Raw genomic sequence first — 12592 nt, forward strand, 5'->3', positions numbered from 1 at the left:
TACCGCCTTTCAAACCCCGATCCACCCCCGCAACGGATTGCCCGGATCGGCGACCAGCTTCACCGTCAGCGCCAGCGACAGCACGACCAGCAGCGGCCGGATCGCCCGCCCGCCCCAGCGGATCGCGAGCCGCGCGCCGAGCTGCCCGCCCGCGACGCTCGCCACCGCCATCGCCAGGCCCAGCCCCCACCAAACCGCCCCGCCCATGACCAGCACCGCCAGCCCGGCGAGGTTGCTGGCAAGGTTGAGCAACTTGGTATGCGCCACCGCCCGCGTCGCGCCCAATCCGGCGGCGGTGACGAGCAGCAGCGTGAAGAACGATCCGGTGCCCGGCCCGAAGAACCCGTCGTACAGCCCGATCCCGGCGACCGCGAGCAGCAACCCCGCCGGCGCGAGGCGGACATGGGTATCGACGTCGGACAGCCTCGGCCCGAACAGGAAATACGCCGCCATCGCGACCAGCAGGATCGGCAACAGCCCGGCAAGGAACGACGGATCGATCGTCTGTACCAGCGCCGCGCCGACGCCCGCTCCCGCGAACGAGGCAAGCGCGGGCCGCATGAAACGCCGCACGTCGATCTGCCCGTCGCGCCAGAAGGCCCATGCCGCGCCCGCCGTCCCGCACGCGCTTTGCAGCTTGTTGGTGCCGAGCGCCGCGACCGGCGGCACCCCCGCCGCCAGCAGCGCGGGGATGGTGAGCAACCCGCCGCCGCCCGCCATGGCGTCGATCGTGCCGGCAACGAACGCCACCGCCATCAACGCAAGGATGCTCTGGAAATCCATCGCCGCCGCCTACCCGATGGCCCGCGACGCGAACAGAGGGCTATCTCTCCCCTCCCTGACAAGGAAGGGGTCGGGGGGTGGGTAGGCTTGGGGCGGGCGTACCGCTCCCGCATGGGCCGACCCACCCCCAGCCCCTCCCTTGTCAGGGAGGGGAGNGCGGAGGCAACGCGAATATCGGGTGGGGAGCTTCTGTTGCCCGGTGCCCCCCGTACCGCTGGAATCCGATTCTGTTGCCCGGTTCGGTCCAACCGCGCTATTTTAGAGTAACTTCAGGCCGTGAGGCCCTTAGTTACGCCGCAATCGCGAGTGCTTCGTTATCGTTGGCACTTGTGTGTATGGGCCGTTGCGGTGGTCCCATTCCGAGCGAAAACAGCGCTTTTCAACACACGTCGATCCTGGTTCGGCCCCGTCAGAAACGGTGTCCAGAAACACCACCTTATGGTGGAGCCGCCGGGTACTGCCCCCGGGTCCGCTGCGTCTATTGCACGCCGCAGTTTATCGCCATAGCCGGCTGGAAGCCGACGGACAGGGATATAGTCGCATCGACGGCGTTTGAAAAGAAGCGGACTTTCCTTGTTGGCACACAAGTGGCATGGGCAGGGGCGACCATGCTTACCCAGCGTTCCCGCTATGCGCTGCGCGCCATGCTGTTCCTCGCCGAACAGCCCGCGGGCGAGGCACCGATGCCGATGCACCGGATCGCCACCGCCGCCACCGTGCCGCGCAAGTTCCTCGAACTGATCCTCGCCGACCTGCGCGAAGCGGGGTTCCTCCATTCGACGCGCGGCAAGGCGGGCGGATACCATCTCGCGCGGCCCGCGCATCTGATCTCGCTCGGCGAGATCATCCGCGTGATCGAAGGGCCGCTGGCGCTGGTGCCCTGCGTCAGCCGCACCGCCTATCGCCCGTGTGGCGATTGCAAGGACGAGGCGTCGTGCGCCATCCGCCTCGCGATGGCGCGGGTCCGCGACGAAACCGCGCGGATTCTCGATGGTACCAGCCTCGCCATGGCCGCAGCACAGGAACTGGCGGCGGCGTAACCTTGCCAGCCTTGCGCCGCGCGATAGACTGGCGGGCAGGGGGATGATTCGATGGCCTATGACGAACGGGCGTTGCGCGGCGTGGGCGGCTGGCTCGCGCTGCTGATCGTGTTGCTTGGGATATTGTCACCGCTGCGCACGGTTTTCGAGGCGATCAACCTCTGGTCGCTCGAGCCGGGGCAACTCGGCGAGAATGCCGACATCCTGCCGTTCCAACTCGTCGAGACGGCGGTGATCCTCGTCAAGCTCGCCGGTTCGTTCTACATCGCATGGCGGCTCTACGCCGTCCACCGCCCGGAAACGGTGCGGATCGCCGTCCGTGGCCTCTGGCTGCTGACGATCGTGCTGTCGCTGGTCGAGATCATCCTGGTGACGATCGTGACCGGCATGTCGATCGGCGCGCTGCTCGGGCGCAGCATCCTCATACTGGCGCAAGGAGTGATCTTCGCCGGACTGTGGACCGCCTATCTGCTGCGCTCGCGCCGCGTCGCCAACACCTATACCCCGGACTACGACAGCGCCGACGTATTCACCTGAGGCGTTCGGTTTCTCCCCTCCCTGACAAGGGAGGGGCCGGGGGTGGGTCGGCCCGCGAGGAAACGCAAGCGTTCCACAACCGGCCAACCCGCCCCCACGCCCCCCTTCCAGGATTCTTCTATGAAAATCCTCTTCCCCTACCTCCGCGCAGGCGGGGGGCCAGGGGCCTCAGGCGCAAACCGTTGTTTTACCTGACTCTGGACCCCCGCCTGCGCGGGGGTACGGCAGGATCGGGCTGACCTTCCTCGGACTTTGGCAGAGAAATCCCAGGACCGATCGATATTCATTGGCGCGTCGTCACCCCGGACTCGTTCCGGGGTCTACTTGGCCGCACATGCGGTCAATGGAGGCTCAAGGCATACCGATTGCCGAGCCGTGGACCCCGGAACAAGTCCGGGGTGACGAAAGGGGGCGGCCGTTTCGGCCGAAAATGACGAAGATTGGCCGGAAATGCTGAATTTCGATCGGCCCTAAAGACGGGAGGGGGGCAAGTCGGGAAGGCGCTCCGTCGAATATCGATCCAGCCCGGCTTCCCAACCGCCGCCACCAAGCCGCCTCGACGCTCCTGCCGCCGCCTGATACGGCCGGCATCGGGTGGACAGGGGAGCGGCCATGACGAAGCGCAACTCGGATCGGCCGCGCGTGCTGCACGTCATCACCCATCTCGCCATGGGCGGCGCGGAGAATGTCGCGCTCGGCCTGATCGATTCGCTGCGCGACGAGGTCGACTTCGCGCTGTTCGCGGTGATCGACCATGCCGAACCGGGGCCGGTGGGGCAGGCGATGGCCGCGCGGCTGACCGGCTGGGGCGTGCCCTTCGCCTTCGGCACGCGACGCGGGTTCAAATCGGGCGGGGTGGTGCAGGCGGCGTGGAACCTCGCCCGCACCGTGCGGCGGTTCCGGCCCGACGTCATCCATGTCCACACCGAAATCCCCGAACTGACGCTGGCGATCGCGCAGGTCCTGTCGCGCGCGGTGCGCGCCACGGCGATCCTGCGCACCGTCCACAACAGCGTGTTGTGGATCGACTGGGCGGGAATCGGCCGCTGGGTCACGCGGCGGCTGGCACGCGCACAGGCCGTCGCCGTTTCGCGCGCCGCCGCCGATGCCGACGCGGCGATCCTGCCCGGCCGCCCGCGTGCCGACGTCGTCCATAACGGCATCATGGCACAGGCGGCACCCGCGCCCCCCCCACGCGACCCCTCGCCGCTGCGCATCCTCTTCGCCGGGCGGCTGGTCCATCAGAAGGGCGCCGACCTGCTCCCCGCGATCCTGGCGCAAGCGCACGCCCGCACCCCCCGCCGCGACGTGGCGGTGACGATCGCCGGCTCGGGCGACCTCGCCGACACGGTGGCGCGCGGCGTGGCCGGTATCGCGCCGGGCTGGACGATCACGCTGACCGGCCCGATCGCCAACCTCGCTGCCCACCTGACCGAGCATGACATCGTCCTGCTGCCGTCGCGGTTCGAGGGGTTCGGGCTGCTCCCCGCTGAAACGCTGATCGCGGGCGTGCCGCTCGTCACCACCACCGCGCCCGGCCTCGACGAGGTCGTGCCGGCCGACTACCCCCTCGCCGCCCCTGTCGAGGACGTCCCGTCGCTCGCGCAGGCGCTGGCACGGGGCATCGATGACCTTCCCGCTGCTCGTGCCGTTGCCGTGATGCACGGACGAGCGCTTGCCATCCGTTTCGATTCACGATCGGCGACCGACGCTTATCGTGCGCGCTACCGCGCCCTCGCGGCGCGTTGACTGCGGCGCCTCTGGCTGGACGGCGGGTGGCATGATAGGGCGCATGCCATGCCACCGTCCGCCGATCGACTGCATCGTTCGTCACCGCGCTTCGTGTCGTCGGCACGCCGTGCCGCTGATCCTGCCCGGATGCTAACTGCTGTTTGCTTCCTGTTCCTGCTGACCATCACGACCGTTGGATCGATCATCTTCCAGTCGGCCGGAACATCCGAAACCATCGGCGGGGGCAGTATCGCCAATCAGGTAGCCTTTGGCAGCATCTTCCTCGTCTTGTTGTTCGGCAGCTGCGTTCGCAATGTACGGACTATCGCATGCATCCCGGTCGGTATCATGGTGGTGCTTGGCTATTGCTATCTCTCGACGCTCTGGGCGATCGATTTCGTGGCCTCGTTTCGCCGGATAACGCTGGTCGCGATCATGACGTGGATCATCTTTCGCTTGATCGACGATCTCGGCCCGGATCGATCACTTCGTCTGTTGCGCTGGTTCCTGCTGGGCCTGCTGGCGGCCAATTTCCTCGCGGTGTTCCTGCTGCCCGACGGCATCCACCGCGACCTGATAACGGAAGAGGAATCTGTGATCGGGAGCTGGCGCGGGATCGTGTCGCACAAGAACGCGGCCGGGGCGATCACCGCGCTGACCATCGTGCTGTTCCTGTTCGACAATCGCCAGTTCTCGCGCGGCGTGACCATCGCCGTCGTTGCGGCAGCGGCGGTGTTCCTGTGGTTCACCCATTCCAAGACCTCGCAGGGGGTCGTCGTGCTGGCGATCCTCGCCGGCTGGGCGATCCGCCATCACGACGCCGACCGCCGCGTCGTGCTGGCCGGCATGCTGATGGTCGTCGCCACGCTCGCGCTGCTGCTCGTCTCGGCCAATATCGCCTTCATCGACGATGTCGTGAACGATCCGAACGCGCTGACCGGCCGCGCCCAGATTTGGCCGCCGCTGATCGAATATGTCGGGGCGCATCCGTGGACCGGCGCGGGGTTCCAGTCATTCTGGGCGATCGGCGACGCCAGCCCGATCTTTTCGCTGACCTCCAGTTGGGTGTCGACCAACATCCAGCACGGCCATAACGGCTATCTCGACCTGCTCGTCACCATCGGCGTGCCCGGCACGCTGCTCGCGGTCGCCACGCTGATCGTGTGGCCGCTGCTGCGCCTGCTGTTCAGCCTGTCGATCGCCAAGCCGCGCCGCTCGCTGCTGCTCGCGATCATCCTGTTCTGCGCCGGACAGAATATGGCGGAGACGACGATCCTCGCCGCCAGCTACGGCCATGTGTTCCTGATGATCGCGCTGGCGATCGTCTATCGCCAGTCGCAGGGCAGCGCCGGCCAGCACCACCAGCTCCGCCGCCGCGCGCTGCGCCTCCTCGGCCTGCGTCGCGCCGCCCGACCCGCGCGGTAGTTTCACAATCGGCCCCTGCGCACCTACATCTGCCGCGTGCGCAAGATCATCCATGTCGACATGGACGCCTTCTACGCCTCGGTCGAACAGCGCGACGCCCCCGACCTCAAGGGGCTTCCCGTCGCGGTCGGCGGATCGAGCGGGCGGGGCGTCGTCGCCGCCGCTTCCTACGAAGCGCGCCGTTTCGGCGTGCGCTCGGCGATGCCCTCGGTCACGGCGCTGCGCCGCTGCCCCGACCTCGTGTTCGTCCGCCCCCGGTTCGAGGTGTACAAGGCGGTGAGCGCGCAGATCCGCGCGATCTTCCACGACTATACCGATCTGGTCGAACCGCTCTCGCTCGACGAAGCCTATCTCGACGTGACCGAAAACCGCCGCGGCCTGCCCAGCGCCACCGCCACCGCGCAGGAAATCCGCGCGCGCATCGCCGCCGACACCGGCCTCACCGCCTCGGCCGGCATCAGCTACAACAAGTTCCTCGCCAAGCTCGCCTCCGACATGAACAAGCCCAACGGCCAGTGCGTCATCCCGCTGAAGGCCGGCCCGCGCGTCGTCGCCGCGCTGGAGGTGAAGCGCTTCCACGGCATCGGCCCGCGCACCGCCGAACGCATGGCGGGCCTCGGCATCCACACCGGTGCCGACCTCGCACGCTGGACCCTCGCCGACCTCACCCGCACCTTCGGCAAGGCCGGCCGCTGGTATCACGACATCGCGCGCGGAGAGGACGACCGCCCGGTCCGCCCCGACCGGGTGCGCAAGTCGTCGGGCTCCGAAACCACCTTCCACCACGACCTGACCGACCCCGACGCCATCGCCGAGCGCGTGCTGGCGATGGCCGACGACGTGTGGGACTGGGTCGAGAAGACGCGGCAATACGGCCGCACCGTCACGGTAAAGGCCAAATACGCCGACTTCCGCATCGTCACGCGCAGCCGCACGCTGACCACCCCGGTCCGCGACCGTGCGACGCTCCACCGCACCGCGCTGGCGCTCATCGAAACGCTCTACCCGCTGCGCATGGGCCTGCGCCTCGTCGGCGTCACGCTGGCCGGCTTCGGCACCGGGGAACCCAGCGGCCAACTCGATCTGCTTTGACCAAACACCCCAACCCGCCTACAACCATCCGGTCCCCGGGGGAGCGTTACCGTCACGCTTGAGAGGAAGGCCACAGCCTTCGACCCGCTGAACCTGATCCGGCTGACACCGGCGTAGGGAGGGAGCGGCAGCCCCGCATCCCTCCGCATGGAGTGGAATATGGCAGACATCCCCGCAAAGACCGAAATCGGCGTCACGACCGGCCCGATCCGTGGCAGCCGCAAGATTCACGTCGGCCCCTTGCAAGTAGCGATGCGCGCGATCGACCTCGATCCGTCATCCGGCGAAGCGCCGCTCAACGTCTACGACACCTCCGGCCCCTATACCGATCCCAACGCGCGGATCGACATCATGGCTGGCCTCTCGCCGCTGCGCCGCGACTGGATCGTCGGCCGCGGCGACGTCGAGTCCTACGACGCGCGCGAACTGCGCCCCGAGGACAACGGCCAGCTCGGCCCCGACCGCTCGGGCGGCGTCCAGCCCTTCCCCAACGTCGTCAAGCGTCCGCTGCGTGCCAAAGCCGGCGCGAACGTCAGCCAGATGCACTATGCCCGGCGCGGCATCATCACGCCCGAGATGGAATATGTCGCCATCCGCGAGAACATGGGGCGCGAGATGCTGCGCGGCCACATCCGCGACGGCGAGGATTTCGGCGCGTCGATCCCCGACTACGTCACCCCCGAATTCGTCCGCGACGAAGTGGCGCGCGGCCGGGCGATCATCCCCAGCAACATCAACCACCCCGAATCCGAACCGATGGCGATCGGCCGCAACTTCCTCGTCAAGATCAACGCCAACATCGGTAACAGCGCCGTCGCCAGCAACGTGGCGGCCGAAGTCGACAAGCTCGTCTGGTCGATCCGCTGGGGCGCCGACACCGTCATGGACCTGTCGACCGGCCGCAACATCCACGACACCCGCGAATGGATCATCCGCAACTCGCCCGTGCCGATCGGCACCGTGCCGATCTATCAGGCGCTCGAAAAGGTCGGCGGCATCGCCGAGGAGCTGACGTGGGAGATCTTCCGCGACACGCTGATCGAACAGGCCGAACAGGGCGTCGATTACTTCACCATCCACGCCGGCGTCCGCCTGCCCTATATCCCGATGACCGCGAAGCGCGTCACCGGCATCGTCTCGCGCGGCGGGTCGATCATGGCGAAATGGTGCCTCAGCCATCACCGCGAATCGTTCCTCTACGAACATTTCGACGAGATCACCGAGATCATGAAGGCGTATGACATCGCCTATTCGCTCGGCGATGGCCTGCGCCCCGGATCGATCGCCGACGCCAACGACGAGGCGCAGTTCAGCGAGCTGTATACGCTCGGCGAACTCACCCACCGCGCATGGGCGCAGGACGTGCAGGTCATGATCGAAGGCCCCGGCCATGTGCCGATGCACAAGATCAAGGAGAACATGGACAAGCAGCTCCAGGTCTGCGGCGAGGCCCCCTTCTATACCTTGGGACCGCTCACCACCGACATCGCGCCGGGATATGACCATATCACCAGCGGCATCGGCGCGGCGATGATCGGCTGGTTCGGTTGCGCCATGCTCTGCTACGTCACGCCCAAGGAGCATCTGGGCCTGCCCGACCGTGACGACGTGAAGGTCGGCGTCGTCACCTACAAGCTCGCCGCCCATGCCGCCGATCTCGCCAAGGGCCACCCCGCCGCGAAACTGCGCGACGATGCGCTGAGCCGCGCCCGCTTCGACTTCCGCTGGCGCGACCAGTTCAACCTCAGCCTCGATCCCGACACGGCCGAGGACTATCACGACCAGACGCTGCCGGCCGAAGGTGCCAAGACCGCGCATTTCTGTTCGATGTGCGGCCCCAAATTCTGCTCGATGAAGATCACCGCCGAAGTGCGCGAGTTCGCCGCCAAGCAGAACGCCGGCGTCGAGACGTTCCTCGCCGCGGGCGATGCGGAAAAGGGCATGGCGGAGATGAGCGAGAAGTTCCGCGAGAAGGGCGGCGAGGTGTACCTCCCGGCGGAGTGAGGCAAGCAGCCCCCTCCTTGCGCGCAAGCGGGGAGGGGGGCGACCCATCCCGCCCCAACCCGTCGCCCCAGCGCAGGCTGGGGCCTCAGGCGGCTCCTGCCCCGCAGGACTCGTGAGCGATCCCGGTCTATGCCGGGATAACGTCGGGTTCGGCGTGGACAGGTCAGGTCCCGAACGGGCGCGTCGCCCGGCATCGGTCCACCCCGTCGCCCCGACGCGAACTGATAGCAGGCGAACCCGGCCCAGCCTGCCACCAGCGCGCCGCCTGCCGCAAGGCGACACGATCCGACCACCCGTCACCCCGGACTGGTTCCGGGGTCCACGGCACCGCCAGCGATGCGGTGGCAGTCCGATCGACCCACGTCGAAACGAACGTCATCCCGGCGAAGGCCGGGATCTCCCGGGGCTGCTGCGCGAGAAGCGCCGCCAGAAGCCCCAGCCTTCGCTGGGGCGACGTTTCCATGCAGGTGGATCGAACGCCAAAACGCTGGCCATGGCGCTCGCCGCCCGGTGGACCCCGGAACAAGTCCGGGGTGACGATAAGGGTACGTCACGTCGCCCACATCGAACGAAAAACGGGGCGGCACATCATCTGTACCGCCCCGTCCGTTTCCATTATGCGTAGCGAGTAAGGGTCCACGTCGTTGCCGCACCGTTATACGGCGGCATGCGATTTCCCCGTGCGATCGGAGCCGTAGTCGTCCCGTTCTGCGGCTTCCAGACGCCGGACTCGGGACAGGATTCGCCAGTACGCGCCGTGGTGCCCAGAGGCTTTGCCATAGTCATTCTCCGTAGGTTGGTTGACCAAAAGACGGAAGACGATTACGCTAGTCCCGCTGTAGGAAGCCGGGGTGACATTATCGTCCTCCGATTGCGACTGGCGCTAAAAGCGCCAGTCGCAATGCCGTTGAAGCGAACGTGCAAATCTCTGCACCTGCTCCGAAAGTAAAACCCAGCGAAAGCCGGGGAACATCTGACAATCGCATAACTACGAATGCGCAGAGGGGGCTATCCCCACGCAAGAAGCTTCAATTATTGCAAAAGGCATCACATTCTAAAAGAATGCCTATCGCCGCAATCATTCTAGTCTTGGAAACTTCTTTGAGCTGTCGAATCGGCTCGTGGGGGAACTGGGTAGCCTCAGCAATTTGACACAAGTAAAAAATTGGTCAAGCGCTAATTAGCATTACTACGTAATGCACAGAGGTTCACCAAAATCGTAACTGCCAATTCCCAGAGGTTATCCAGAAGCAGGATCTAAGCGATCGGTCTGAGCTTCGCTGGCGAGTGTGGCTTGCACCGTCGCCCACTCCCCCGCCGCAACCATCACTACGCCCACGCCATCATCACGTTCGATCACCACGGGAACCCGCGTCTCGACGACCTTGTCGATCACCGCATCAAGCTCACGCTGCGCGTCGCAAAGCTGGATGTTCTCCATCCCCCAACCATATCCCATCCCCCGCCACGCCCCAACCCCCCAAAAACTGCTGTCCTACACCCCCCGACCCATGCTCGGCATGCCGCCCATGCAGACCCCCACGCCCGCGCGCCCTGCGCCCTCGCCCGACCTGCAACCGCTGCCCGAGCCGCATCCGCTGTTGCAGGTCGATCCCCCCACCGACACGCCCTATATCGACGCGCACGGCTTCGATCCGGCCGCCTATGAATGGATTCCGGTCAAACGAAAGCCGCGCAGCGACGGCTGGACCGAGGCGCGGCAGCGCGAGTTCATCGAGGCGCTGGCCGATGGCGGTTCGGTCGATCAGGCGGCACGCTCGGTCGGCATGAGCCGGGTCAGCGCCTATGGCCTGCGCCGCGCCGAGGGCGGCGAGCCCTTCGCCCACGCATGGGACGCGGCGATCGCGCAGGCGGTGGCGATGCTGGTCGATGTCGCGTTCGAACGCGCGGTCAACGGGTCGGAGGAAGTGGTGTTCGATCGTAACGGCCGCCGCGTCGGCCTGCGCCACCGTCACGGCGACCGGATGCTGATGTTCCTGCTCGCCGCCCATTATCCCGATCGCTACGGCCATCACGCCCGCGCGCGCTCGCGCGGCGCGCCCGATCCCGCGCCGGTCGAGGCCGCGCCCGTCGCCGCACCGGCCACAGCACTACCCGACGAACCGGCCGCCGATCGCCCCCGGCTCGATCCGCCGATGCCGCTGGCGCAGGCGCTCGAACGCCTCGCCCCGGTGGCACCCGCCGAACCGCATCGCGCGATCGATCCCGCCGACCTCGATACGCGGATTGCCTGCGCCGATATTCTCGACGGCCGGTTGCCGCGCTGGTGCGATCCCCATCGCCCGCAGCCCGACGAACCGCTCCAGCCGCCGATCCACATCCCCGACGAGGACGACGGCGACGACGACCTGCCCTATATCCCCGCCCCCGGTCCGCTGGGCGTGGACTTCGAGATTCAGCTCGCTCTCGCCAAGCGCGCCGCCGCGACCGGCCTGACTCCCGACCATCCGGGCAAGCGCGCCCGCCGTCGCAAGGCGCGGCGAGTGTAAACTTTGTAAACTTTGGGGGGAATTGGGGAGCGGAACCGCCGGCTCCACCCCCTTCGTCATTCCGGCGCAGGCCGGAATCCATACACGCTGACGTCGCGATTCCTGCCCGGACGGCAGTTGTGACCGACGCGGGGGGCGACGGGTCGACGGCCGCGCCACGGGCAAAGCCCGTGACGTCGAACAGCGCTTGCCGCGCTGTCGGCCGCGCGCGCCTTGTGCGGCTTGGCGTAGCTGGCGCTACGCCTTGCCCGGCGCGCCGTGGCGTCGAACGGCGCTTGTCGCGCCGTCGGCCGCGCGCGCCTTGTGCGGCTCGGCGTAGCTGGCGCTACGCCTTGCCCGGCGCGCGTTACATCCGGTTCGCGACTGCCTGCTCGATCTGGGCATTGTCGTCGTCATCTGCCTTCTCGGCGGCGTCCTCGCCCATCTCGCGGACGTTCTCGGCGCGATCTTCCAGCGCGTCCTCGACCTGCTCGTTGCTCGTCAGATCGGCCTGATCCTCCAGCGCGTCGGCGCGGTTCTCGGTCATCGCCTCGATGTTGTCCGCCGCCTTGTCGTCGGCATTGCCGCCGCACGCGCCCAGCATCAACAGTCCGGCCATGCCGGCCGCTTTCATCATCGTCTTCATGGTGCTTGTCCCCTTCGAAACCAACCGGCCCGGCCATTCGCCGGACAGGCGGCATCAATCGTCCGCCGCGTCCAAAGGTTCCGCCTGCGTACCGACCGCCGGCACCGCCCAGTCGATCGCGCCCCGGCCCTGTGCTTCCAGAAAGGCGTTGGCCTGCGAAAACGGCCGGCTGCCGAACCACCCGCTATGTGCCGACAATGGCGAGGGGTGCCGCGCTTTCAGCACCAGATGCCGCCCGCCCGCCGCGCCGTCCTGCACGAACGCCGCCTTCTTCTGCGCATGCGATCCCCACAGCATGAAGACGCTGGGCGGGGCATGTTCGGCCACCGCATGGACGATCGCGTCGGTGAACGCCTCCCACCCATGCCCCGCATGCGACGCCGCGCGCCCCTGCTCCACGGTCAGCACGCTGTTGAGCAGCAGCACGCCCTGCTCGGCCCAGTGCCCCAGATAGCCATGGCGCGCCGGCGCGATCCCCAGATCGTCGTGCAGCTCCTTGTAGATGTTGCGCAGCGACGGCGGCACCGCGACGCCCGGCCGCACCGAAAAGCTCAGCCCATGCGCCTGCCCCGGCCCATGATAGGGGTCCTGCCCCAATATCACGACCCGCACCTGATCCAGCGGCGTGGCCAGCGCCGCGAACCAGTCGCGCGAATGCGGCAGCACCCGCTTCCCCGCCGCCTTCTCGGCGGTCAGGAACGCGCGCAGCGCCGCCATCCCCGGCCCGGCCAGCACCGGCGAGAGGGCAGGCGCCCAACTGGGATCGATCCCGGCGGGCAGCGGGGCAGGGGTGTCGTTCATGGCGTCCTTCCTAGACGCTCGTCCCGTCGCGTGGAAGCGGCACC

General features: G+C 67.4%; 11 protein-coding genes, 1 other RNA gene and 1 riboswitch. Of the genes, 7 read left to right on the plus strand and 5 right to left on the minus strand.

What is annotated here, in order from left to right; translation table 11 throughout:
* Positions 1 to 9: 9 nt before the first annotated feature.
* Together ASE78_RS15470 and ssrA are read right to left on the minus strand one after the other, a co-directional pair.
* Entirely contained in the window at positions 10 to 783 is a 774-nt protein-coding gene (locus tag ASE78_RS15470) for a TSUP family transporter (RefSeq protein ID WP_056498319.1), read from the minus strand.
* Positions 784 to 960: 177 nt separating this feature from the next.
* Positions 961 to 1346, minus strand: a transfer-messenger RNA (tmRNA) gene (gene ssrA, locus ASE78_RS18400).
* Between the two features lie 45 nt (positions 1347 to 1391).
* Here ssrA and ASE78_RS15475 point away from each other — a divergent pair.
* The 6 genes from ASE78_RS15475 (at position 1392) to thiC (ending at position 8612) form a co-directional block, all read left to right on the plus strand.
* On the plus strand, positions 1392 to 1823 hold the full coding sequence (locus ASE78_RS15475; RefSeq protein WP_055762499.1) for an RrF2 family transcriptional regulator: 432 nt from the start codon (positions 1392 to 1394) through the stop codon (positions 1821 to 1823).
* Between the two features lie 51 nt (positions 1824 to 1874).
* Positions 1875 to 2360, plus strand: a complete 486-nt coding sequence (locus tag ASE78_RS15480; RefSeq protein WP_056498321.1) for a DUF2569 family protein — start codon at positions 1875 to 1877, stop codon at positions 2358 to 2360.
* A gap of 612 nt (positions 2361 to 2972) precedes the next feature.
* Positions 2973 to 4109 carry a glycosyltransferase gene (locus ASE78_RS15485; protein ID WP_056498323.1) on the plus strand — a complete coding sequence of 379 codons (1137 nt, stop codon included), beginning with the start codon at positions 2973 to 2975 and terminating at the stop codon, positions 4107 to 4109.
* 129 nt (positions 4110 to 4238) lie between these two features.
* Complete coding sequence (locus ASE78_RS15490) at positions 4239 to 5516, plus strand: O-antigen ligase family protein (RefSeq protein ID WP_056498325.1); 1278 nt, start codon at positions 4239 to 4241, stop codon at positions 5514 to 5516.
* Between the two features lie 36 nt (positions 5517 to 5552).
* Complete coding sequence (gene dinB / locus ASE78_RS15495) at positions 5553 to 6608, plus strand: DNA polymerase IV (RefSeq protein ID WP_268795722.1); 1056 nt, start codon at positions 5553 to 5555, stop codon at positions 6606 to 6608.
* 26 nt (positions 6609 to 6634) lie between these two features.
* A riboswitch (TPP riboswitch) is annotated at positions 6635 to 6745 on the plus strand.
* A gap of 22 nt (positions 6746 to 6767) precedes the next feature.
* A complete protein-coding gene (gene thiC, locus ASE78_RS15500; protein WP_056498326.1) occupies positions 6768 to 8612 on the plus strand; it encodes a phosphomethylpyrimidine synthase ThiC in 1845 nt (614 codons plus the stop codon).
* Positions 8613 to 9852: 1240 nt separating this feature from the next.
* Here the strand turns inward: thiC and ASE78_RS15510 are convergent.
* The gene (locus tag ASE78_RS15510) at positions 9853 to 10053 is read right to left on the minus strand and encodes a type II toxin-antitoxin system Phd/YefM family antitoxin (RefSeq protein WP_056498330.1); all 201 of its coding nucleotides are present in this window, start codon (positions 10051 to 10053) and stop codon (positions 9853 to 9855) included.
* 88 nt (positions 10054 to 10141) lie between these two features.
* On the opposite strand from ASE78_RS15510, the gene ASE78_RS15515 reads away from it, so the two are divergent.
* On the plus strand, positions 10142 to 11122 hold the full coding sequence (locus ASE78_RS15515; protein WP_156351528.1) for a hypothetical protein: 981 nt from the start codon (positions 10142 to 10144) through the stop codon (positions 11120 to 11122).
* Between the two features lie 346 nt (positions 11123 to 11468).
* Here the strand turns inward: ASE78_RS15515 and ASE78_RS15520 are convergent, their stop codons facing one another.
* Positions 11469 to 11747, minus strand: coding sequence for a hypothetical protein (locus ASE78_RS15520; RefSeq protein WP_055762278.1), 279 nt, complete (start codon positions 11745 to 11747; stop codon positions 11469 to 11471).
* 54 nt (positions 11748 to 11801) lie between these two features.
* Positions 11802 to 12548, minus strand: coding sequence for a uracil-DNA glycosylase (ung, locus tag ASE78_RS15525; RefSeq protein ID WP_082467264.1), 747 nt, complete (start codon positions 12546 to 12548; stop codon positions 11802 to 11804).
* Positions 12549 to 12592: the final 44 nt, after the last annotated feature.

Origin of the sequence: Sphingomonas sp. Leaf25, assembly GCF_001421635.1 — a bacterium.
Lineage (GTDB): Bacteria > Pseudomonadota > Alphaproteobacteria > Sphingomonadales > Sphingomonadaceae > Sphingomonas.